The 21,733-nt window shown below is 33.8% G+C and carries 26 protein-coding genes; 22 read left to right on the top strand and 4 right to left on the bottom strand.

The features are described 5' to 3' along the window. Positions 1-138: 138 nt before the first annotated feature. Genes AC5YGG_RS02620 through AC5YGG_RS02630 form a run of 3 tightly spaced genes read right to left on the bottom strand, consistent with a single transcriptional unit; the run spans position 139 to position 1,975 of the window. Positions 139-702 carry a Maf family protein gene (locus AC5YGG_RS02620; RefSeq protein ID WP_496142851.1) on the bottom strand — a complete coding sequence of 188 codons (564 nt, stop codon included), beginning with the start codon at positions 700-702 and terminating at the stop codon, positions 139-141. A gap of 12 nt (positions 703-714) precedes the next feature. Then, entirely contained in the window at positions 715-1,233 is a 519-nt protein-coding gene (locus AC5YGG_RS02625) for a KdsC family phosphatase (protein WP_496142852.1), read from the bottom strand. After that, entirely contained in the window at positions 1,223-1,975 is a 753-nt protein-coding gene (locus tag AC5YGG_RS02630) for a Rossmann-like and DUF2520 domain-containing protein (protein WP_496142854.1), read from the bottom strand. The genes AC5YGG_RS02625 and AC5YGG_RS02630 overlap by 11 nt, the downstream gene beginning before the upstream one ends. 181 nt (positions 1,976-2,156) lie before the next feature. Here AC5YGG_RS02630 and AC5YGG_RS02635 point away from each other — a divergent pair, with 181 nt between their 5' ends. The 22 genes from AC5YGG_RS02635 (at position 2,157) to AC5YGG_RS02740 (ending at position 20,303) form a co-directional block, all read left to right on the top strand. Beyond that, positions 2,157-2,708, top strand: a complete 552-nt coding sequence (locus AC5YGG_RS02635) for an RNA polymerase sigma factor (RefSeq protein WP_496142855.1) — start codon at positions 2,157-2,159, stop codon at positions 2,706-2,708. A 16-nt stretch (positions 2,709-2,724) separates the two neighbouring features. After that, on the top strand, positions 2,725-3,273 hold the full coding sequence (locus tag AC5YGG_RS02640; protein WP_496142856.1) for a hypothetical protein: 549 nt from the start codon (positions 2,725-2,727) through the stop codon (positions 3,271-3,273). 9 nt (positions 3,274-3,282) lie between these two features. Beyond that, the gene (locus AC5YGG_RS02645; RefSeq protein WP_496142857.1) at positions 3,283-3,792 is read left to right on the top strand and encodes a hypothetical protein; all 510 of its coding nucleotides are present in this window, start codon (positions 3,283-3,285) and stop codon (positions 3,790-3,792) included. A 95-nt stretch (positions 3,793-3,887) separates the two neighbouring features. Next, entirely contained in the window at positions 3,888-4,913 is a 1,026-nt protein-coding gene (locus tag AC5YGG_RS02650) for a hypothetical protein (protein WP_496142859.1), read from the top strand. 76 nt (positions 4,914-4,989) lie between these two features. Beyond that, positions 4,990-6,012, top strand: coding sequence for a hypothetical protein (locus AC5YGG_RS02655; protein ID WP_496142860.1), 1,023 nt, complete (start codon positions 4,990-4,992; stop codon positions 6,010-6,012). A 126-nt stretch (positions 6,013-6,138) separates the two neighbouring features. Continuing rightward, positions 6,139-7,935: a translation elongation factor 4 gene (gene lepA, locus AC5YGG_RS02660; RefSeq protein WP_496142861.1), complete on the top strand. Its 1,797-nt coding sequence runs from the start codon at positions 6,139-6,141 to the stop codon at positions 7,933-7,935. Between the two features lie 145 nt (positions 7,936-8,080). Continuing rightward, on the top strand, positions 8,081-8,776 hold the full coding sequence (locus AC5YGG_RS02665) for an NUDIX hydrolase (protein ID WP_496142862.1): 696 nt from the start codon (positions 8,081-8,083) through the stop codon (positions 8,774-8,776). A 331-nt stretch (positions 8,777-9,107) separates the two neighbouring features. After that, positions 9,108-9,650, top strand: a complete 543-nt coding sequence (gene ybiA / locus AC5YGG_RS02670) for a riboflavin biosynthesis intermediates N-glycosidase (protein WP_496142864.1) — start codon at positions 9,108-9,110, stop codon at positions 9,648-9,650. A gap of 219 nt (positions 9,651-9,869) precedes the next feature. Further along, complete coding sequence (locus AC5YGG_RS02675) at positions 9,870-10,205, top strand: hypothetical protein (RefSeq protein ID WP_496142866.1); 336 nt, start codon at positions 9,870-9,872, stop codon at positions 10,203-10,205. Between the two features lie 2 nt (positions 10,206-10,207). Next, the gene (locus tag AC5YGG_RS02680) at positions 10,208-11,062 is read left to right on the top strand and encodes a hypothetical protein (RefSeq protein WP_496142867.1); all 855 of its coding nucleotides are present in this window, start codon (positions 10,208-10,210) and stop codon (positions 11,060-11,062) included. A 5-nt stretch (positions 11,063-11,067) separates the two neighbouring features. Further along, a complete protein-coding gene (locus AC5YGG_RS02685; protein ID WP_496142868.1) occupies positions 11,068-12,138 on the top strand; it encodes an adenylosuccinate synthetase in 1,071 nt (356 codons plus the stop codon). Between the two features lie 60 nt (positions 12,139-12,198). Then, the gene (locus AC5YGG_RS02690; protein ID WP_496142869.1) at positions 12,199-12,675 is read left to right on the top strand and encodes a macro domain-containing protein; all 477 of its coding nucleotides are present in this window, start codon (positions 12,199-12,201) and stop codon (positions 12,673-12,675) included. A 6-nt stretch (positions 12,676-12,681) separates the two neighbouring features. Next, positions 12,682-13,275, top strand: a complete 594-nt coding sequence (locus AC5YGG_RS02695; protein ID WP_496142870.1) for a DUF4291 domain-containing protein — start codon at positions 12,682-12,684, stop codon at positions 13,273-13,275. A 10-nt stretch (positions 13,276-13,285) separates the two neighbouring features. After that, positions 13,286-13,711 (top strand): ADP-ribosylation/crystallin J1, encoded by a 426-nt coding sequence (locus AC5YGG_RS02700; RefSeq protein WP_496142871.1) that lies wholly within the window; start codon positions 13,286-13,288, stop codon positions 13,709-13,711. 127 nt (positions 13,712-13,838) lie between these two features. Next, entirely contained in the window at positions 13,839-14,654 is an 816-nt protein-coding gene (locus AC5YGG_RS02705; protein WP_496142872.1) for a TIGR02452 family protein, read from the top strand. A 32-nt stretch (positions 14,655-14,686) separates the two neighbouring features. Further along, positions 14,687-15,727 carry a DUF2971 domain-containing protein gene (locus AC5YGG_RS02710; RefSeq protein WP_496142873.1) on the top strand — a complete coding sequence of 347 codons (1,041 nt, stop codon included), beginning with the start codon at positions 14,687-14,689 and terminating at the stop codon, positions 15,725-15,727. Continuing rightward, positions 15,724-16,410 carry an SIR2 family NAD-dependent protein deacylase gene (locus AC5YGG_RS02715; RefSeq protein ID WP_496142874.1) on the top strand — a complete coding sequence of 229 codons (687 nt, stop codon included), beginning with the start codon at positions 15,724-15,726 and terminating at the stop codon, positions 16,408-16,410. The genes AC5YGG_RS02710 and AC5YGG_RS02715 overlap by 4 nt, the downstream gene beginning before the upstream one ends. A 24-nt stretch (positions 16,411-16,434) precedes the next feature. Continuing rightward, positions 16,435-16,917: a hypothetical protein gene (locus AC5YGG_RS02720; RefSeq protein ID WP_496142875.1), complete on the top strand. Its 483-nt coding sequence runs from the start codon at positions 16,435-16,437 to the stop codon at positions 16,915-16,917. Positions 16,918-16,930: 13 nt separating this feature from the next. Further along, positions 16,931-17,473, top strand: coding sequence for an RNA 2'-phosphotransferase (locus AC5YGG_RS02725; protein ID WP_496142876.1), 543 nt, complete (start codon positions 16,931-16,933; stop codon positions 17,471-17,473). Next, the gene (locus AC5YGG_RS02730) at positions 17,470-17,679 is read left to right on the top strand and encodes a hypothetical protein (protein WP_496142877.1); all 210 of its coding nucleotides are present in this window, start codon (positions 17,470-17,472) and stop codon (positions 17,677-17,679) included. The genes AC5YGG_RS02725 and AC5YGG_RS02730 overlap by 4 nt, the downstream gene beginning before the upstream one ends. After that, positions 17,679-18,410 carry a metallophosphoesterase gene (locus tag AC5YGG_RS02735; protein ID WP_496142878.1) on the top strand — a complete coding sequence of 244 codons (732 nt, stop codon included), beginning with the start codon at positions 17,679-17,681 and terminating at the stop codon, positions 18,408-18,410. The genes AC5YGG_RS02730 and AC5YGG_RS02735 overlap by 1 nt, the downstream gene beginning before the upstream one ends. Positions 18,411-18,578: 168 nt before the next feature. After that, positions 18,579-20,303, top strand: a complete 1,725-nt coding sequence (locus tag AC5YGG_RS02740; protein WP_496142880.1) for a M14 family metallopeptidase — start codon at positions 18,579-18,581, stop codon at positions 20,301-20,303. A 60-nt stretch (positions 20,304-20,363) separates the two neighbouring features. Here the strand turns inward: AC5YGG_RS02740 and AC5YGG_RS02745 are convergent, their stop codons facing one another. Next, positions 20,364-21,245, bottom strand: coding sequence for a cupin-like domain-containing protein (locus AC5YGG_RS02745; protein ID WP_496142881.1), 882 nt, complete (start codon positions 21,243-21,245; stop codon positions 20,364-20,366). Positions 21,246-21,733: the final 488 nt, after the last annotated feature.

The raw sequence follows: 21,733 nt of genomic DNA on the forward strand, positions 1-21,733 counted from the left end.
ACTCTCTAATCTGCTTTTTATTATCAGCAGTTTGATGATTTTGTAAAAATAATAAAATTTTATAATGAATAATATTTATATTTCCTGAAGAAATATTTTATTTCTATTTAAATTGGCATAAGGAAATTTCATAATTCCTTAAATTAAAGAAGTTTCTTTCAGAATTTTATAAACAATATGAGTAGGAAGCCCCATTATGGTATAAAAACTTCCTGTCAGCTTAGTGATTTTCGCCATTCCGAGCCATTCCTGAATACCGTAGCTTCCAGCTTTATCGAAAGGCTTATAATTTTGAATATAATACTGGATTTCTTCATCACTGATCTCATCCAGTGTTACATCTGCAACATCTGTTTCTGTAATAATTTTATCAGCAGTTTTAATAGTAATTCCTGTATACACCTGATGCGTTCTCCCGGAAAGATTACGAAGCATATTTTGAGCGTCAGTTTCATCCTTAGGTTTTCCCAGAATCTGATCATCAATCGCAACCACTGTATCAGCGGTCAGTAACACTTCATCAGCCGATAAATCTTTAAACGCATCTGCTTTTAATTCAGATAAATAAGCAGCAGCCTCTTCTATTTTAATATTTTCAGGAAGAATTTCTTCGCAGTCAATTTTTACAACGTCAAATTCAAAACCAAGGCTTGAAAGAAGTTCTTTTCTCCTTGGTGATTGTGAAGCTAAAAGTAATTTCATGATTTTTACAGATTATATAGATTGAGTGTTATCATCATGCCAGTTTCCCTGTACTTTCATTACTTGCTCAATAACATCACGAACAGCTCCGCTTCCACCCTTTTTCGGTGAAATATAATCTGAGATTCCTTTCACTTCTGGTACTGCATTCTCTGGACATGTAGCAATTGCTGAATTTTCCAAAATATGAATATCAGGAAGATCATCACCCATCGTCAGAATTTCTTCATTCTTAAGATTATACTTCTTTTTAAAATCTTCAAAATCCTCAATTTTATTGTGAGATTTCGGATAATAATCCTGGATTCCAAGATAATTGATCCTATGTTTTACCATTTCATCATTCCCACCGGTAATAACACCGATCAGATAATTGTTTTTTAATGCTTTAACGACTGCATAGCCGTCCAGAACATTCATTACCCTGGACATATTTCCTCCCGGCATCAGATAAACACTTCCGTCTGTGAAAACTCCGTCTACATCAAATACAAATGCTTTAATATCTTTTAATTTCTCTTTATAGCTCATACATTTTTTGAATTGAATGATTCATTGTCTTATAAATTTCAAGACTTTCTTTGTCTTTTAACAGCTGCTCATGTAATTGTAAAACCCTAAGGTCATTTCTTACTGCCGGTCCGGTCTGTGCCAGCTTAGGCTCTATCTCATGAATTTTCTGAACCGTTTCATCAATCAGAGGTAAAAAATAATCAAAAGGAATTTCCTGCGAATCAGATATCTCCTTTGCCTTTGAGAAAAGATGGTTTACAAAATTACAAGCAAAAACTGCCGTCACATGAATATACTTTCTTTTTTCATGAGTGCTTTCCATCACATTCGTAGAAACATTGGAAGCGAGATCAAAGAGTATCTTTTTGTCCTTTTCATTTTCTGTTTCAATAAAAAAAGGAATTTTTTCATAGTTCAGTTCCTTTGATTTCGAAAATGTCTGTAATGGATAAAAACTTGCCTTTCTGTATTCTCCACTAAGAATTTCTTTGGGAAGAGAACCCGAAGTATGGGCTACCAGACAATCTTTTTTAGTGATTATCTTAGACACTTCCTCTACAGAATTATCACTCACACAGATGATATATAAATCTGCGTCTTCCAGATGATCTGTGGAGTAAGGAATGCTGAGTTCTTCAGAAATTTTACTTAATTCTTTTTCGTTCCTGCCAAAAATCTGGGCTAGGGAAGTGCCTTTCAATGTGAAAGCTTTTGCGATGTGATACGCAACATTTCCGGAACCGATAATTACAATTTGCATATAACAAATATAAGATTTTACGCCGAGTAAGGAAAGGAAGCTAAATACAGAAACCCAAAACTTCAGTATAGGCACGTTTATTGCGTAAGTGTCTCATATTATTTAAAATATTTACGCTGAAAGTGAAGAATTAATTTAACTTTCAGTTATTTTTGTAATCCAAAACAATGAAAGGCATCTTATGAAGATTAAGGACGCGGAAATTATTTCGTTGATGCAGAATCCACGGACACAGGATAAAGGTGTTCGTGCCTTGATGGATGCCTATCAAAGCAGATTGTACTGGCATATACGACGAATTATTGTAGACGGAGATCTTGCTCAGGATACTTTGCAGGAAACTTTTATTAAAGCTTATCAGAATTTTCATCAGTTCAAAAATGATAGCCAGTTGTATACCTGGCTGTACAGAATCGCTACCAACGAAGCACTACAGCAGGTCAACAAATTGAAGAAAATGCAAAAAACGGATGAAGATCCGGAGTATCACCTGCAAAACCTTGTTGCTGATAATGTGGAAGGAGATGCCGAGGAAGTACAGATTTTATTACAGAACGCTATACAAAGCCTGCCGGAAAAGCAGAAACTTGTATTTATGATGCGGTATTATGATGATTTGCCTTATGAAGAAATATCTAAAATTGTAGATATGTCGGTAGGGACCTTAAAAACAAATTATCATTATGCCAAGCAGAAAATAGAAGATTATATTAAGGAAAATTACGAAAGATAATTTTGACCAAACAAAGATGAAAGAGTTCGATATTGAAAAACTAGAACGTAAAAACATTTACACAGTCCCTGATAATTTGTTTGAAAATATTCAGGAGAGGGTTATGAATGATATAAAGACAGAGGTGAAAGCACCTGCGCCTGTCTTTAAATTAAACTGGATGTATGCCGTGGCTGCATCGGTAGCTCTGATCTTTGGAGTAATTTTTGTGTTCAATTCCAATAATGATTCTGTTCAAAACGGATTGAATTCCAAAGAAACATATGCAATCAATAAAGGTGTACCTAAGACAGAAGGAGAGCTTGCATACGAAACATTGAAGGCTGATTTAACTTCTGTTGAAAATAATAATCAAACATTTGTAAATCAGAAAAATAACACTAAAAATACTTTCGTAGATAATAACGACGGTGAAAAGGAAATAGTTCCTCAAAGTGTTGTAAAACCTGTAAAGAAAAAAGAAGAAAACCGGATGAATGAATATCTGGATTCGTTTTCTAATTCTGAAATTGCAGAATTGGCAAGCAACTCAACTCAGGATGTTTATTTGGATTTATATAATTAATAAAGAAAGATGAAAAAGATAATATTGACGTTTTTTATTATTTATGGCTTTGGCTTAAATGCACAGAGAACGGATTATGACTGGAAAAAGATGGATCCTAAACAAAGAAAGGAAGTCATCAATAATCTTTCTCCTGAAGAAAGAAAAGAACTGCTTAAGAAATTCAGGAATAATATGATTATGGATAATCTGAATGTAGATCCAGGAGATAAAGCTGAATTTACACAGCTTTATAATGAATATCTTGACAGCCAGAAGCAGATAAAAAGTCAATTTGATCCAGGCTTTAATCCTGAAACGTTATCAGACGATGAAGCGAAGGCTAAATTGCAGCAAAGCTTCGAAATAGGGCAGAAGCTTCTGGATAATAGAAAAAAATACGCAGAAAAAATGCAGCAGGTAATTCCCTGCCAGAAAGTTCTGAAGCTGTTTCAGTCTGAGGGTATGATGAGAGATAAAATGAATGAAAGAAAACCTCACGGAAACAATAATGCTACGGGACCTAAACAAAACCCATAATAGTTTATTTTTTTAATGTTGGACGGCTCTTACAAATCTTTTTGTGAGAGCCGTTTAATTATTTATAAGATTTTTTAATTTTGTAAAAAACAACTATGAAAATAAAACTGTTATTTCTTTTATTCCCCCTATTTATTTCTGCCCAAAAATATCAATTTATCGAACTCAGAAAAAGTATAAAGGATAAAAATCATTATGCTAAATCTCTTACTTTACTTGACAGAAGAGAAGATAAGTTTATAGGAATTGTATCTCACAGAAAAGACCCTTATGAAGTAAAATTTGAAAAAGATGACCTTGAAAAGTTATTTTCAGACTGGTTTATAGAATATAATAAAGAGGGTGGACATAATCAATATTTCTTTATGCTAGAGTATCTAAAAGTTGAAGATCTACCAACCGAAAGATCCGTTAAAGGGCATTTGGAGATGCGGGCATCAACTTTTCTTAAAAAAAATAATCAATACTATTTTCTTAAAAAGAGTAGAATTTCAAAAGATTATTATCTGAAAGATCACGCTTATATTACAAGGGCAATAGCCGCCAATATATCATCAGAAATATCTAGTATTATAAAGGATTCTTACGATATAAAAGAATTTAATATTCCAATTTCTGAGATGCAAATGGAAAATTATGAAAAGGTAATATCTGAACAGTTGCCCATTTTTAGTTTAGCGTCTTTTAAAGATGGTGTTTATAGAGATTATAAATCATTTGCAGAACAAAATCCCGATAAGGAGCTTATCATAAAAAAGAATAAAGATGGGGTAATTAAAGGGGTGAAAAGAGTTGATGAATATGATAATTTAAACAAAGAAGTTTTTGCAGTTGTTGATAATGGAGTTGCCTATAAAAAAATCCCAACAAGTATTATTGAAATTGAAAAAGATAATAATGGTTTCTTTATAATGACATCTGAAGAGGAGTTATTTCCACAGAATAATACAATGGCGATTACGGGAGCGGTATCTTTTGGTATAATAGGCGGTTTAATAGGTGCTGTAATAGATGTTGCTTCCTCAAATGCCCGTAAGCAGAATGCAAAGTACTATAGAGTAGGAATTGATGCACTCACTGGGGAGTATATTTTACCGGAAAGTTTTGGTAAATTAAAGTAATAATCATTCTGTTTAAGTCCATAGCATTGTTTTTTAATAATAGCTTTAAATGTATATTTTTGCGAAAAAATAATCAATGAAAAAAATATTTTTCTTTCTGATGATGAGTATTTCATTATCAGCTCAAAGAGCAGAGTTAGTAGAACTTAAGCAAAACATTAAAGACAAAAAAGGAACTACAAAATCATTAATATTCATAGATAACAGACCGGATAAAGAAATAGGAAATATAATTTATAATAAGGAAACGGTTGATATCAAGTTTGCCAATGACGACCTTAAAAACCATATTGAAAACTGGTTCCTGGATGATAATAAAACAAAAGGGAATAATGATATTGTAATATTATTGGAAGAACTTAAGGTTAAAAATATAGAACAGGAAGGAAAAAATTCCATTGGAAAAACCCAAATCAAGCTTTCAAGTTTTATTAAAAGAAATGATAAATATTATTTTCTAAACCGAATTAACAATACTTTTACTTCTGAGCCAAAATTTACACCCAATGTGCCCAAAAATATAACCAATAATATTTCAGGTGCAATTTCAGGTCTTATCAAAGAATCCTATACAAGTTTACCGATAGGAGAGGCAATTCCTGAAAGCGACTTAATGAATTATGAGAATTATCTTAATAAAAATTTTCAAGCTTATAATACTACAGAATTAAAAGAAGGAGTATATAAAGATTTTAAATCGTTTTATGCCCAGAAACCGGAATTTGGATATTATACAGAAAAGAATAAAAAAGGATTTGTTTTAAGAGTTAAATACAGAGATGAAATTGTTTCAAATGAAAATGTATTTGGGTATGTAGAAGGAGGGAAGGCTTACAAGCTAACTCCTGTAGGATATTTAGAAATGACAAAAGATGATAAAGGATTTTTTGTAGTGGCAACAAAAGGAGAGCTTTACGGAGCAAATGCGTCTGCCGGAAACGGTGTAATGATTGGAGCTATGGCAGGAGGACTTGTAGGTGCGCTTATCGGAGCTGCTATTGATTCCGGTTCCCCAGCCAGAAGACCTGGTAATACGGATACTTCAGAGATGCCGAATGTATATCTGGATTCTTTGACAGGGAAGTATATTTTTGATTAAAAAATAAAATCGATACTTAATGTATCCTAAATTATAAGAGGTATTTTAAATAAATTCATACATTAAGATTATGAAAGACAATAATCTCTCGCTTTTTTTTATCTTTGCAAATTACAAGATTCTTAAATGAAAAACATACGAAATTTTTGCATAATCGCTCATATCGACCACGGTAAAAGTACCCTGGCAGACCGTCTTTTGGAGTATACAAATACCGTTACCCAAAGAGAACTACAGTCTCAGACGCTTGATGATATGGATTTGGAGAAAGAACGTGGGATTACTATTAAATCTCACGCGATCCAAATGGATTATGAGTATAAAGGAGAAAAATATATTCTAAACCTGATTGATACACCGGGACACGTAGACTTCTCTTATGAAGTATCACGTTCCATTGCAGCTTGTGAAGGAGCGCTTCTTATTGTAGACGCGGCTCAAAGTATTCAGGCACAAACGATCAGTAATTTATATTTAGCTCTTGAAAATGACTTAACGATCATCCCGATTCTGAATAAAATTGACCTTCCGTCTGCAAACCCTGAAGAGGTAACTGATGAGATAATGAATCTAATCGGCTGTGAATATGAAGATGTACTAAGAGTTTCAGGAAAAACCGGGGAAGGTGTTCACCACCTATTGGAGCAGATCGTAGAAAGAATTCCTGCGCCTGTAGGAGATCCTGACGGTCCGCTTCAAGCGTTGATCTTTGACTCTGTATACAACCCGTTCAGAGGAATTGAGGCTTATTTCAAAGTGGTAAACGGAAGCATCACAAAAAATGAAAAGATTAAATTCTTTGCAACAGGAAAAGAATATGGAGCAGATGAGGTTGGTACATTGAAATTGAAACAGGTTCCAAAGAAAACCATTCAGTGTGGAGATGTAGGTTACCTTGTTTCGGGGATTAAAGATGCCCGTGAAGTAAAAGTGGGAGATACAATCACTTCTTTTGACAAACCTGCCGACAGTCCGATTGATGGATTTGAAGAGGTAAAACCAATGGTATTTGCAGGTATTTATCCTATTGATTCTGAAGATTTTGAAGAGTTGAGATTCTCTCTTGAAAAATTAAGGCTGAATGATGCATCTTTGGTTTTCGAACCGGAAAGTTCAGCAGCTCTTGGATTCGGTTTCCGTTGCGGATTCTTAGGAATGCTTCACATGGAAATCGTTCAGGAACGTCTTGATAGAGAGTTTAATATGAACGTTATCACAACGGTGCCGAACGTTTCTTATTTTGGATATACTAAAAAAGAACCTGAAGTTCCGATTTTGATCAACAACCCATCTGAAATGATGGATCCTTCCACGATGGATAGAGTAGAGGAACCTTTCATTAAAGCTTCTATCATTACAAAATCTGACTTCGTTGGTGCAGTAATGACTCTATGTATTGAGAAAAGAGGAGAGATCGTAAATCAAAGTTATTTGACATCAGAAAGAGTAGAATTGATTTTCAATATGCCTTTGGCTGAGGTTGTTTTCGACTTCTATGATAGGCTGAAATCAATCTCTAAAGGATATGCATCGTTCGATTATCACCCAATCGGATTCAGAGCTTCTAAGCTTGTAAAAATGGATATCCTGATCAACGGTGATATGGTAGATGCTCTTTCATCATTGATTCATGACAGTAACGCTTACTATATTGGTAAAAGAATGTGTGAAAAACTTCGTGAGCTGATCCCTAGACAACAGTTTGATATTGCTGTTCAGGCAGCATTAGGAACGAAGGTTATTGCCAGAGAAACCATCAAAGCCTTAAGAAAAGACGTTACCGCAAAATGTTACGGTGGGGATATTTCCAGAAAGCGTAAGCTATTGGAAAAACAGAAAGAAGGTAAGAAGAAAATGAAGCAGATCGGTAGAGTAGAAGTACCACAATCTGCGTTCATGGCTGTATTAAAGCTGAATGACTAATTCATTATAAAAGGAACCGCTTCAATTAGGAGCGGTTTTTTATTTAAATTTAATAGATTGGAAAATTGGTAAACAAAAAACATAAGTTTATAGACTTATAAAATTTTTATTCCTAATTTTGTGTATTCATAACGCAAACTAATTTATGGAGTCTCCAAAAAAATTACAGGATATCAAAGTAGCGGTAGATGCCGTTATTTTTGGATATTTCGATAAAAAAGATCTTCAAATCCTTTTGATTAAGAGAAATATTGAACCTTTTAAAGGGGGCTGGGCTCTTCCCGGTGGTTTAGTTCTTGATGATGAAAACCTTGATGATGCCGTAAAAAGAGAACTTCACGAAGAAGCAGGCATAAAACCTGATTTTTTAGAGCAGCTCTATACATTTGGTAACGTAGGTCGCGATCCAAGAAACAGGGTGGTTTCCGTAGCTTATTTGGGGCTTGTAAACCCTTCTTATCATGAACTCTTTGCAGACTCTGATGCTGATGATGCGCAATGGTTCAGTATTAATAAGCTTCCCACCTTAGCTTTTGATCATAAGAAGATTATTGATATTGCCTTAAAAAGACTTCGCACTAAGATTCAATATCAGCCAATTGGTTTCAACCTTCTGAATGAAGAGTTTCCTTTCTCAGACCTTGAGAATCTTTATAAAACTATTGTAGGACAAGAAATTGACCGAAGAAATTTCCGAAAAAAAATCATGAGCTACGGATTGCTAAATGAAACCAATAACGTTAAAAAAGAAGGAAGCGGAAGACCTGGTAAACTATTTACCTTCAATCAGGAAAAATATAAAGAACTGGAAGAACAGGGATTTTATTTCGAAATCAAATAATTTTTTAAAGATAAATTACATAATTACTTAACACTCACGATTACAATATTATATCTACAGTGTGATTGTGTACAGATCCAAATAGATTAAAGAAAAGTTATCCAGAAAATAATTCAATAGAAACGGGCTTAGCCCGTTTTTTTATGAAAAAAATTCCATTGGCTTTAGCCAAAACCAAATAAGTTCGTATAAGCTGTACAAAACATTTGTCTTCAATAATTAAATTTTAGTTCTGAAAATCAGATATTTATAATTATTAGTGTAAAAATAACACAAATAAATTTGGAGGATGAAATGATATTGCATTACATTTGCGTATAAATAACACAATATGAAATACACCTTACAAAATACTAAAGACAGATTTCAGAAGAAGCAAAGAGTAAAATTTTTGTTTTTCTGGGGACATACTGTAAAAGATGAAATTACCAAATCATGTTTTAGTCAGTGGTTTTCAGGAAGTTTTGAAGAGAATGGCATTGTGTATAAAACAGCAGAACATTACATGATGGCTGGGAAAGCAAGATTATTTAATGATCCCGAAACACTGGAAAAGATATTACAGTCAGCCAGTCCGAACCAGGCAAAAACTCTTGGAAGAAAAGTGAAAAACTTTGATGCGAAAGTTTGGGATACCCATAAATATCAGATTGTAAAACAGGGTAATCTTTTAAAATTTTCTCAGAATAAAAAGTTTAAAGACTTTCTTTTATCTACAAATGATAAGATTCTGGTAGAGGCAAGCCCTTACGATACAATCTGGGGAATTGGTATGCTGGAATCAGATTCAAGGGCAGAAAATCCTTTATTATGGAATGGAGAAAACCTTTTAGGATTTGCATTGATGGAAGTAAGAGATGAATTAAGAGGGTAAAAACACACAAGCCAACCACAAAATATTAATTATGAAAACAAAACCTTACCCACAGATTTTTTTGATTGAGGATTCCTTTTTAAAGACTGAGTGCTAAGCATAGATCGTTTTATTACAAATTGAAGAATGTAAAGAACAAATAAATTTCCTGTTAAATATAGGATTAGTGTATCTATGCCTGTTTTAATTAGCGTAATAATAACACAAAAAAAGATCAAAATGGAAGATGAATTAAAACCAAGATTTATAGAATCATTACAGAGAAATAATGATCAGATCAGAGAGGATCGTGCACGAACGATTGGAGAAGATTCAGAATTGATCTACAGGCGTAAAGTAGAAGACATTGAACTTAAGATAAAAAGACTTGAGCGTGAGCAGGAAGGACTTATTGATATAAGCCCTTTGGATAGAAATAGTTTGACTTTTGTGGATTTTAACCCCGAGTCATTCGTTCAGAAAGACATGGAATTATCATTAACAATCAGAAATCTGAATATTCAGCTCGAAGTTACCCAAAAGAGATATGAATATTTATTTGGAAAAACATTTTAATTATGGGAAGCACAAGATACGATATAGATGCTCGCTATAACAGAGCAAACAGAGCAGGTTACGGAACAAAATCCGCAAGTGAAATTTTCACTCAGAATGTCGAAAGAAAAGCGCACCAATCAATGATGCCTTACGGGATTTCTTTCAGAGAATCCAGAGATTCTGAAGTACATCCAAACACGGTCCCTATTATCTTAGGGCTTGATGTGACAGGAAGTATGGGACATATTCCTCATGAGCTAATCAGAGAAGGATTGCCTAAACTAATGGGAGGTATCATCCAAGGTGGAGTACCAGATCCGGCATTACTTTTCCTTGGAATCGGAGATCATGAATATGACAGCTATCCATTACAGATAGGGCAGTTTGAATCAGGTGATGAAGAACTCGATATGTGGCTTACGCGGACCTATATTGAATCCGGAGGTGGAGGAAATGGTGGAGAAAGTTATTTGTTGGCTTGGTATTTTGCAGCTTTTCATACCAGAATTGATGCCTTTGAAAAAAGAAATCAGAAAGGAATTCTGTTCACCGTAGGAGATGAACCTTGCTTAAAAGTACTTCCGGCATCTGCAATCAGGGAAATTATGGGTTCAGGACAACAAACCTATACACATTATGATCTTCTGGAAGAAGCAAAGAAACGATATGAAATATACCATATCAATGTTCTTCACTCAGATCAGGCAATAAGAGCAAACAGGGATTGGAAAGAACTATTGGGAGAAAATTGCATATCTATAGAAGATCATAGGGAAATACCAGATGTTATTAAGAAAATTATCTGTGAAAAGTTTAAAAACAAAACATACACAAATAAAGATTCAGAAGGGTTAGATAAGGTACAAATGCTTTAAAGATTATGAAAAAGGCGCAAATAGTTATAGGATTAGGTTTTGGTGATGAGGGAAAAGGAATTACAACAGATTTTCTTGCCCGTCAGAATCCAGAATCTGTGGTTATAAGATTTTCAGGAGGACAGCAGGCAGCTCATACGGTAATGATTGATAGTAGAAAACACGTTCATTCCAGCTTTGCAAGCGGTGCGCTGCGTGGCTTACCATCTTATTTTACCGAGCATTGTACTATTCATCCGGAATTTTTACTAAATGAAAGAGAAGAATTAAAGTCTCAGAATGGTAATATTGAACTTCATATCCATCCATTTGCAAAGGTAACAACTCCATTTGATGTCCGGGAAAACAGAACAAATTCAAAAAATCTGGAACATGGAACCTGTGGAAAAGGAGTAGGAGCTACGATGAAGCGAAATGAAAGTCCCTATAAACTATTTGCAATTGACCTTATTGCCCCTAAAGAAATGTTGCTGGAAAAACTGAAGGGAATTGCTTATTACTACGGTTTCTTGGATGAATATCAGGTTAAAGAACAATTGAAATCTTTTTTAGACGCAATTGATCAGATAGATTGGAAAATAGACGATTATGAGTACCTGAAATCATTTAATAACCTCATTTTTGAAGGAAGTCAGGGAATTTTGCTGGATATGGATCACGGAGTTTTTCCTAATGTAACTTATGCGCATACCACTTCCAGAAATGCATCTGAAATCTGTAAACTGCTTAATATTGAAGATATAGAAATGTATTATGTGACAAGAAGCTATGCAACCCGTCACGGAAATGGCTGGATGAGTAATGAAAAGGAAATTATTTTAGAAAACAATGAAGAAGAAACTTGTATCTTTAATGAGTATCAGAAAGAGCTGAGATTAGGAGATTTGGATGATAAACTGTTGAATTATGCCTTAAAACTGGATGCGGCTTATACCCATTCAGCAAAGAAGAATCTTGTAGTCACTTGTCTGGATCAGATTGATAAAGAAATCAACGTAAATAAACTGGATATAGCATTTGAGAATATGTACGGATCATTTTCTCCCTACTCAGAAGATTTTAAAAAGCTCTTTTAAACCTGCCTTTATTGTGGATGGAAAACGCTGATATTGAACATGATTAAGAATAAAAAAATAATGAAAACGATACAATATATAAAAGGAGATGCTACCGTTCCACAGGCAAAAGGAATAACGATTATTGCTCATATCTGTAATGATATCGGTGGCTGGGGAAAAGGCTTTGTACTGGCTGTTTCCAAGAGATGGGAAGCACCAGAAAAAGAATACCGCAACTGGCATCGTTCCAGAAGTAAAAATAATTTTGCTTTAGGAGAAACTCAGATCGTACAGGTAGAAAAATACATTTACGTAGCCAATATGATCGGTCAAAAAGGAATAAAAACAGGCAGTAACGATATTCCCGTTCGATATGAAGCGATTGAAAAATGTCTGAAAACTTTAGCAAATGAAGCTTTAACACTCAATGCAAGCGTTCATATGCCGAGAATCGGATGTGGATTAGCAGGCGGAAAATGGACAGAGATAGAACCTATCATCGAAAGAACATTACTGAACAACAATGTTGAAGTTTTTATATATGATTTTGAATAATAAGTAATGAAACAGTTTGAAATAAGAGCAGATTATACCCAAAATACAATTGTTGTATATCAGTCTTACAACAAAATAATTGCAAAATCTGCGGTAGAAAATCAGAAGTTTAGTACTCCTTTTTCATTCAACAGAATGACCTGGATCAAACCTTCTTTTCTTTGGATGATGGAACGAAGCAATTACGGGCAAAAATCTAATCAGGAATGTACACTTGCCATTCATATTAAAAGAGAAGCGTGGGAAAAAGCTTTAAGGTTGGCTGTTTTAACCTCTCCTGAAAAAAGAGTATACCCTAATTCTCAAAACTGGGAAGAGCAATTTGAAAAAGCACATATTTATGTACAATGGGATCCGGAAAGGAATATAAAAGGTAACAAATTAGAATACCGCTCCATTCAGGTAGGAATCAGCCGCCATTTGATTGAAGAATTTAATGAAGAATGGATTGTAAAAATAGAAGACTATTCGCCTTTAGTAAAAAAGATTTTATCGCTTACTAAACAAGGAGAATATAATAAAGCAAAGAAGCTCCTACCCATAGAAAAAATATATCCTTTACCTCATGAAATAGCCCATAAGATAGGATCAGAAATTTAAAATTAAAAGCATGAAAACAATAAAATTATACAGACCAATAGGAGAAAAAGAATTGGTTCTGATCATTGAGAGTGGATATCAAAAATTTCCTCCCAGATTAGAATGGCAACCCATATTTTATCCTGTTTTGGATGAAGCTTATGCATCAGAAATTGCAGAAAAGTGGAATACAAGAGATGAATTTGGAAATTATCTAGGTTTTGTAACTCAGTTTGATGTTTTGAAAGAAATAGCAGATCAATATCCCGCTCAGAATGTAGGTGCCAGAAATCATAACGAACTATGGGTGCCTTCAGAAGAACTTGAAACATTTAATCAGGCAATTGTAGGAAAAATAGAAGTTATAAAAGTATTTATAGGCAACGATTTTAAAAAGGCTGTAAACGAAGAGATTGAAAGCCTTATAAATACTTTAAACACCACCATGAATCCATAAGATTGAAAAAACATTCGTGCATCCGTGGTAAAACAAATATGCATAAATAAAATACAACCATTACGCATTTGAATTAATAAATAAACCTCATAAAATTCGCGCATTGGTGGGCTAAAAAACAAAAATTATGACAAATAAAGAAATGGCAAAAGATACACTAGACATCCTCGCCAAAAAATATTATATAAATACAGAAAACGAAAGAATAGATATAGAAAAAGAGCTGGAAACCAGTAAACAAGGAACAGTTCTTTTCACTCCGGAACAACTTTCTGAGCTCATGGCTGCTCCAATGCCGGAAACTCATTTTGAAACTCAATTTGAAACCTGGCGTTGCAGCTCTCTAAAAGCTATTTTACAATTAGCAGAACAAGAAGAACAGGAAAAAATAATGTGTTTGAACTTTGCCTCTGCAAAAAACCCGGGAGGAGGATTTATCAATGGAGCAGAAGCACAGGAGGAAAGCCTTGCCAGAACTTCAGGATTATATGAAAGCCTCTTAATGGGAGATGATTATTACACATTACACCGTAGTATGACCTCTTGTTTTTACACAGATACTATGATTTACAGTCCGAAAGTTCCCGTTTTCAGGAAGGATAAAGGAGAATTACTGTCAAAACCGGTATTATGTAACTTTATTACTTCTCCGGCAGTAAATGCAGGCGTAGTAAAAAGACAGGAACCTCAAAGAGAAAAAGAAATCCTGGGCGCGATGGATATTCGGACAGATAAAATGCTCTCACTAGCCTTACATCAGGGAAATGAAACCTTAATTTTAGGAGCATGGGGCTGTGGCGTATTCAAAAACGACCCGAAAGAAATTGCTGGTCTTTTCAAAAAATATCTTCTAGGGAAATATAAGAATAAATTTAAAAGAGTGGTTTTTGCCGTACTTACAAAGAAAGAAGAGATGCTGAAACCGTTTGAAGAAATAATATAAAACTGATTAATAGTAAATAAAAAAATAGATTTATGAAAGTATATAAATATCGATCAATAGAAAAGGGCATTCTTGATAGAGATACTAAAACTCTTAAAGAGAATTCCTTTTATTCATCAAATTATAGTGCTTTGAACGATCCTTTTGATATTTACTTTAATGAAAAAATATCTCAATCAGTAGATCTTTTAAAGGTATTATTTCCTTTTACGGAATTGAATAATTTTAAAAAATGTCTTAGGGAAGTTTTAGATTTTAAAGAGAAAATTGGAATCTATTGTTTGAGTACGGATTTTTTAAATGAACAATTATGGGCTTATTATGCGAGTTCTTATTCAGGATATTGTATAGAGTATGATTTAGACATATTAATTGATAAAGGACAAAATTTTGATTTTCAATATAAATTTAAAGTTGATTACAAAGAAAGTGTACCTACATTGGGTATTGAAGATATGTCAAATCTAAGCAGTAGCTTTATTCAAAAAATGTTTGCAACAAAGAAATCTGCGTGGAAGCATGAGAAGGAAGTTCGATTGATTTTTGATAAGTATGGGATGAAAAAATTTCACCCATCAGCAATTATTGGAATCTATTTTGGAATAAAGACACCAGAAATAGTCAAAGAGACATTTTATAGGCTATTTGAAAATAATGATGTAAAATTTTATGAGGTTTTTCCATCAAATTTTGAACTAGATTTTGAATTAATTTATGAGACAAAAAGGAAATTGAAGAATGATATCAATAAATTTGATTTTGAAATTCTGAAACATCGATTAGATTTAGCTCATGAATCATATTATGTTTTTTATAAAAGTAAAAAAACAGAGTCTGAAATAAAAGAATTTATTTCAGCATTTAGAGAAGCTTATTTTATTAAAGAGAATAATAGTCTTTATATTTTTGATAATCGAGAAGTAAAGCAACTAATAGATATTTATCCTAAAAAAGATAAGGAGTACATTGATTATGCTAATTCAATAATTACAGTTTGTGATAATTGGCAAGAAGCAGGAATTTATAATCCCTGTAAGGATACAGAATACTATGAAATATTAAATAACCAATGAAAAAACTAACCATATTAAGCGGTGCAGGAATCAGTGCAGAAAGCGGAATACAAACCTTCAGAGACGGAGACGGACTTTGGGAAAATCATAACGTAGCAGATGTGGCAAGCCCTGAAGGCTGGAGAAAAGACAGAGCCTTGGTATTAGAATTCTATAATCAGAGAAGGCGCCAGCTTCACGAAGTACAACCTAATGAAGCACATCAGTTATTAGCAAAACTTGAAAAACATTTTGATGTTCAGATTATTACCCAAAATATTGATGATCTTCACGAAAGAGCAGGTTCTACCAATATTCTTCACATTCATGGAGAATTGTTCAAATCCTGCTCATGTAACAATAAAAAACTTATTTACGAACAAAAAGAAGACATCAATATTGGTGACAAAGCAGAAGATGGGGCTCAATTAAGACCTTTTATCGTTTGGTTTGGAGAAGATGTTCCATTACTACACGACGCAAGAAAAATGGTACAGGAAGCAGATATATTATTGGTAATCGGAACTTCCTTACAGGTTTATCCGGCGGCAGGTTTGATTCACGATATTAAAGATGATTGCCTTTTAATAGTTATTAATCCTAATGAAACAGGCTTTGGTTACGGACAGAGGGCTGTAGTTATGAAAGAGACAGCAACGCAGGGAATGAAACTTTTATTTGATAAGCTGGTAAATCTTGCCTGATAGAAAATCAATTATCTGCTGAAGATGAAAAGTTTGATTAAAATAATTACAACCCTTTTCTCTCCAAAAGAAAAGAAGAAACAAGAGAAGGTTCCTGAAGAAAAATTACCCATATACAATGGCAAAATTGAAGTCGATAAGTATATGGAATTTAAATATATTGGAGTAGAAAAATCAGAATATTTTCAATTTAAAACTCCGGATGAAATATTGAAAATTTTAAACAAAAGGAACCTATTTTGGATAGATAAAAAAAATGATTTGCTTGGCTACTCAAATGAACAAAGAAGCAAATTATTTATCCTAAGTGAAGTCACAGGATTTGAAATACAAAATATGTTACCGGCAAAAGGAGGCGGAGGTTCCTGGATTTTAGTATGCCTTGCCAATGGAAAGTTTTGTGAAATAGCAGAAGCAGGCGAATATAGCTTTGATGAATATGCAGATGAAATCTCAAAAATGACAGGCTTACCTGTTACCTTCCTTCCGGAATATTATAATTGTTAATACAACACACATCATGAACGAAATAGAAACAAAAAGAATAAGTAAATTTTTGAGCCTTATTTTAAGGCATCAACCCGAAATTATTGGGCTCAAACTGGATGAAAACGGTTGGGCAGATGTAGAAGAGCTGATTGCAAAATCTGCCAGAAAAAGAACGCACTTCACCATGAAAGAGCTGGATGAAGTGGTAGAAACCAATAATAAAAAAAGATTTGCCTTTAACGAAGATAAAACCAGGATCAGAGCAAGCCAGGGACATTCTATTGATATAAATTTAGCTTTGGAAGCATTGCAGCCCCCTGATTTTCTTTATCATGGAACCGCAGAAGCCAATATCCATTCTATTTTAGAGAAGGGAATCGAAAAGAGAACACGTCAGCATGTACACTTAAGTTCTGATAAAGAGACCGCTACAAAGGTGGGAATGAGACACGGCAAGCCTATAATTCTGACGATAAGAACAGGAAAAATGTATGAGGATGGAATTGCTTTCTTCCAGTCTGCCAATGGCGTATGGCTGACAGAATTTGTAGATCCGAAATACATTTCAAAATGACATTTCAAGAATTTCAAAAAGAAGTAATAACTTTTGCTCCTGAAAAAGACAACTTAAAAGATAAAGTAAATGACTTATTTGCAAAAGGAGCCAGTCTTGTTCACATATTGTATTTTATAATTGAAGATAAACGCTGCGGGCTGACAGAAGCAAAAGAAATTGTGGATGCCTCCCCAAATTACTATAAAAGATTTGAAAGAAATTAATGAGCAGAACATTAGCAATAGGAGACATTCACGGTGGGTTTAAAGCATTACAGCAAGCCTTTGAACGTGCTGAGGTTACCAAGAACGACAGATTGATTTTCCTGGGAGATTACGTAGACGGATGGAGCGAGTCTTCACAGATCATCGAGTTTTTAATAGAAATTTCCGGAAAACAGGAATGTATTTTTATTAAAGGAAATCATGATGTCTGGTGTGAAGATTGGTTGTCTTTTGAGCAGGGACCTGATATCTGGCTTTCCAATGGCGGGAGAAGTACTGTAGAAAGCTATAAAGATTACTCTTCGGAAGATCTGGAAACTCATCTTGTATTTTTTCAAAGGATGAAACCTTATCATATTGATGATCAGAACCGTCTGTTTATTCATGCAGGATATTCGTCTATGCATGGTCCTGAAAAAGAAGTTTATTCCAGCAATTACCGTTGGGACAGAACCCTTTGGGAAACTGCAGTAGCAATGGACCGTAAATTGCAAAAAAACTCAGAATTGTATCCTAAGAGACTGCTGCTGTATAATGAAATATTTATCGGGCATACTCCAACCCTGGATATAGGAATCACTACGCCCGTAAATAAAGCCAATATCTGGAATCTGGATACCGGAGCAGCCTTTACAGGAGCTTTATCCGTGATGGATATCGATACCAAAGAATTCTGGCAAAGCGACCCTCTTCCCTCTCTGTATCCTGATGAAAAAGGAAGAAACAAATAAATATTAATAATAATTGATAAATAATGATGAGCAAATATTTGCTGTCAGGCACACAACCTCATAGGTTTTCAAAACCTATGAGGTTTTATTTTATACACTAAAGATTAAAATTTCGTTTTTCTGCCCCAATCATATTAGCTAATTTTAAACCCGAAAAATATGACCTCCATGAAACTGAAATATCTGTTCCTTACCTTATGCTCGTCTTTAATTTCGGCGCAAAAAACATTTCAGACCCCTTTTGAAAAAGGTAATGGTAACCAAACCGTTACTTATGATGAAATGAATGCCTATTATCAGGATCTTGCAAAGAATTTTAATACCATTCAATACCTTAAAAAAGGAGAAGATGATAACGGCAAACCTATTTACGTCGTTGTATACAACCCCTTTCCTGAAAAAAACATTGAAAAACTAAGAAAAGATAAAGCAATCCTCTTTGTCAATAACGGAATTCATCCGGGAGAACCAGACGGAATTGACGCCACCATGATGCTGATGAGAGATTTGGCAGCCAAAAAAATTAAAACCCCGCAAAACTTTATCATAGCAGCCATTTCTGCTTACAATATCAGTGGAATGCTGAACAGAGGTTCTCATTCAAGAGCCAATCAAAATGGTCCTGAGCAATATGGTTTCAGAGGAAATGCAAGAAACTACGACTTAAACAGAGACTTCATTAAAGCAGATTCTAAAAACGCCCGAAGCTTTCAGGAAATCTATCAATGGCTGAAGCCCGATGTTTTTATTGATAACCATGTCAGCAACGGAGCAGATTATCAATATACATTTACTTATATCTCAACTTTTAAAGAACGCCTGGGAAATGTCTTAGGATCATATTTCTATAATGATTATCAGGCTAAAAATCTTGATGATATGAAAAAACTAGGTTATGAAAGCACTCCTTATGTAAACATTCATGGAGATATTCCGGAAGTAGGATTTGCCTCTTTTGAAGACTCTCCAAGATATTCAACCGGATATACGACATTGTTCAATTCGCTGGGAACAGTTCCGGAAACCCATATGCTGAAACCCTATGATAAAAGAGTAGATGCTACCTATAAATATATGCTGGTGAACCTTCAGAACCTTGATAAAGATTACCAGAAAATAAAGCAGCTCCGCATTGAAAATTTAAAACAATATCAGGCAGGAAAACAATACGGAATCCGATGGAAAATAGATTCCACAAAGTATACAACCATGGATTTCAAAGGTTACGAAGGTCAATACAAACCAAGTGAAATTTCCGGAAAGCCAAGACTGTATTATGACAGAAATAAGCCATTTACAAAAAACATAAAACTATTTACTACAGCCGTTCCTACAGGATATATCACGATTCCGAAATATTATGTAATTCCACAGGCACAATGTAAAGTGATTGAAGAATTCAAAAGAAACGGTATTCAGATGAAACCGATTCAAAAGGATAGCACAATAGCAGTTGAATCTTATAAGATTAAAGACTTTAAAACTGTAAAAAATCCTTACGAAGGACATTATGTACATTACGAAACAACCGTAGAGAGTACAAATAAAAACCAAACGTTTGCCGCTGGAGATTATGTTGTGTCTACCAGTCAGCAAGGCGTAAAATATATTATTGAAACCCTTGAACCTGAGGCATTAGACTCTTTCTTCAACTGGAACTTTTTTGATGGAATTCTGGCGCAAAAAGAATATTATTCAGCTTATATTTTTGAAGATACCGCTGCAGAACTTTTGAAAACAGATAAGAAACTTAAAGAAGCTTTTGAGACAGCAAAAAAATCAGACAAAAAACTTTCAGAAGACGGTGAAGCACAATTGGATTGGGTTTATAATCATTCTCCTTATTTTGAAGAGAAAACATTCAGACAGTATCCGGTGTACAGGGTGTTGTAAGTAATTGAAAAACAAAAATTAAACTAAAAAAAGACGTTTCAAGTGAAACGTCTTTTTTATTTATCTTGGTAAGCCTCTTTTTAATGCGACTTCAGCTCTTTTAATAGCCATTTTTTCTTTCCAGTCCATATATTTCTTCTTGAAATTAGACTTCATGATATCGTCAAATTTACGCTGTACGGTAAGATTCCAAAGAGAATGAGCCTTTACCGCCCATGATTTATCCCAAGCTCTTAATGAAATAGAAAACGAACCGTCAAGGTACTTCATCCAGTGCCACCATCCGGTAGGCATAAACAAAGTGTCACCATGCTCAAGATAACACTCAATTCCTTCTACACCATCCAGCGCAGGGAATTTTGTAAAATCCGGATTTTCAATGTCATAATCCTCCAAAGCATACGTTGCATAAGGAATCTGATATAATCTCTCTCTCCATTTATAGTCAAAAAGAAGAATGTGCTTTCTTCCGTTAAAATGAGTATGGAAAATATGAGCCATATCAATATCAAAGTGAAGGAATGTTACCGATCCTTTTCCACCAAAGAACATATTAGGATACTTATCAAGGAATCCACCCATCAATTCCTTTGGAGAAATATAATCTTCAAGAAGTTTCGGAGCATATTTTATAGGATCAAAGAGGAAAATTCTAAGATCAGTAGGCTCTTTTTGAATAAGATCAATATAATCACCGAATTTCATTTTGGCTGCAGAAGCATTGATGGGAGCCGAAGGATCTGCCTTTGAACTGTCATATAGCGGAACTTCCACATCTCCTACGACCTCCTTCATATATTCCATCGTCCATTTTTGGTAAGCAGGCCATTTTTTTGCCATATTTTTGATGACAACGGGCCTTCTTGGCTTTAGATATTTTTCGTAGAATTCTTCTTTAGAAATGTCATCTACAACATCTATAGGCTTTAAAATAATTCCCATTTTATAAATTTTATGTTACAAAATTATTAAATAAATAGTTATGTGCCGGGTTTTAATTTTTTTTTAATCCATAATTTAAATCATTTTTTTCTATTTAGACTAATTAAATAATTAACTGTTTATTGTTATTAATAAAGCTTTTCCGTTTTTTATTATAAAATGAAAATAAAATCAGTTATTACTTTGTTTCAGGGCAAAGGCGCAATAAAAGAAAAGGAAAATCGATTTTATCATTAGTAATTATTTTATTTTAGAAAGAAAATACTTTACGAGGTTGTAGAATAAAGATACAAAAATACTTATGTTAATTTAATTCAAATTGAAGAGAGATATTTTTTATATTTTAAACAAAAATTAATAATTGAAAAACTTTTTAAATTCAGAAATAAAAAACCAGATTTATTATCTATATTATAAGAATGTTCTGATGCGATCTTCATAATTATTTTCCTGATGTAATCATTTTATCATTGTTAGTAATAAATTTA

This window comes from Chryseobacterium sp. CS2K3, from assembly GCF_059515185.1.

What these genes read in the sequence shown, in the direction of transcription:
- AC5YGG_RS02620 (WP_496142851.1), bottom strand. Translation starts at nt 702, where the DNA reads ATGAAATTACTTTTAGCTTCACAATCACCAAGGAGAAAAGAACTTCTT.
- AC5YGG_RS02625 (WP_496142852.1), bottom strand. Translation starts at nt 1,233, where the DNA reads ATGAGCTATAAAGAGAAATTAAAAGATATTAAAGCATTTGTATTTGAT.
- AC5YGG_RS02630 (WP_496142854.1), bottom strand. Translation starts at nt 1,975, where the DNA reads ATGCAAATTGTAATTATCGGTTCCGGAAATGTTGCGTATCACATCGCA.
- AC5YGG_RS02635 (WP_496142855.1), top strand. Translation starts at nt 2,157, where the DNA reads ATGAAGATTAAGGACGCGGAAATTATTTCGTTGATGCAGAATCCACGG.
- AC5YGG_RS02640 (WP_496142856.1), top strand. Translation starts at nt 2,725, where the DNA reads ATGAAAGAGTTCGATATTGAAAAACTAGAACGTAAAAACATTTACACA.
- AC5YGG_RS02645 (WP_496142857.1), top strand. Translation starts at nt 3,283, where the DNA reads ATGAAAAAGATAATATTGACGTTTTTTATTATTTATGGCTTTGGCTTA.
- AC5YGG_RS02650 (WP_496142859.1), top strand. Translation starts at nt 3,888, where the DNA reads ATGAAAATAAAACTGTTATTTCTTTTATTCCCCCTATTTATTTCTGCC.
- AC5YGG_RS02655 (WP_496142860.1), top strand. Translation starts at nt 4,990, where the DNA reads ATGAAAAAAATATTTTTCTTTCTGATGATGAGTATTTCATTATCAGCT.
- lepA (WP_496142861.1), top strand. Translation starts at nt 6,139, where the DNA reads ATGAAAAACATACGAAATTTTTGCATAATCGCTCATATCGACCACGGT.
- AC5YGG_RS02665 (WP_496142862.1), top strand. Translation starts at nt 8,081, where the DNA reads ATGGAGTCTCCAAAAAAATTACAGGATATCAAAGTAGCGGTAGATGCC.
- ybiA (WP_496142864.1), top strand. Translation starts at nt 9,108, where the DNA reads ATGAAATACACCTTACAAAATACTAAAGACAGATTTCAGAAGAAGCAA.
- AC5YGG_RS02675 (WP_496142866.1), top strand. Translation starts at nt 9,870, where the DNA reads ATGGAAGATGAATTAAAACCAAGATTTATAGAATCATTACAGAGAAAT.
- AC5YGG_RS02680 (WP_496142867.1), top strand. Translation starts at nt 10,208, where the DNA reads ATGGGAAGCACAAGATACGATATAGATGCTCGCTATAACAGAGCAAAC.
- AC5YGG_RS02685 (WP_496142868.1), top strand. Translation starts at nt 11,068, where the DNA reads ATGAAAAAGGCGCAAATAGTTATAGGATTAGGTTTTGGTGATGAGGGA.
- AC5YGG_RS02690 (WP_496142869.1), top strand. Translation starts at nt 12,199, where the DNA reads ATGAAAACGATACAATATATAAAAGGAGATGCTACCGTTCCACAGGCA.
- AC5YGG_RS02695 (WP_496142870.1), top strand. Translation starts at nt 12,682, where the DNA reads ATGAAACAGTTTGAAATAAGAGCAGATTATACCCAAAATACAATTGTT.
- AC5YGG_RS02700 (WP_496142871.1), top strand. Translation starts at nt 13,286, where the DNA reads ATGAAAACAATAAAATTATACAGACCAATAGGAGAAAAAGAATTGGTT.
- AC5YGG_RS02705 (WP_496142872.1), top strand. Translation starts at nt 13,839, where the DNA reads ATGACAAATAAAGAAATGGCAAAAGATACACTAGACATCCTCGCCAAA.
- AC5YGG_RS02710 (WP_496142873.1), top strand. Translation starts at nt 14,687, where the DNA reads ATGAAAGTATATAAATATCGATCAATAGAAAAGGGCATTCTTGATAGA.
- AC5YGG_RS02715 (WP_496142874.1), top strand. Translation starts at nt 15,724, where the DNA reads ATGAAAAAACTAACCATATTAAGCGGTGCAGGAATCAGTGCAGAAAGC.
- AC5YGG_RS02720 (WP_496142875.1), top strand. Translation starts at nt 16,435, where the DNA reads ATGAAAAGTTTGATTAAAATAATTACAACCCTTTTCTCTCCAAAAGAA.
- AC5YGG_RS02725 (WP_496142876.1), top strand. Translation starts at nt 16,931, where the DNA reads ATGAACGAAATAGAAACAAAAAGAATAAGTAAATTTTTGAGCCTTATT.
- AC5YGG_RS02730 (WP_496142877.1), top strand. Translation starts at nt 17,470, where the DNA reads ATGACATTTCAAGAATTTCAAAAAGAAGTAATAACTTTTGCTCCTGAA.
- AC5YGG_RS02735 (WP_496142878.1), top strand. Translation starts at nt 17,679, where the DNA reads ATGAGCAGAACATTAGCAATAGGAGACATTCACGGTGGGTTTAAAGCA.
- AC5YGG_RS02740 (WP_496142880.1), top strand. Translation starts at nt 18,579, where the DNA reads ATGAAACTGAAATATCTGTTCCTTACCTTATGCTCGTCTTTAATTTCG.
- AC5YGG_RS02745 (WP_496142881.1), bottom strand. Translation starts at nt 21,245, where the DNA reads ATGGGAATTATTTTAAAGCCTATAGATGTTGTAGATGACATTTCTAAA.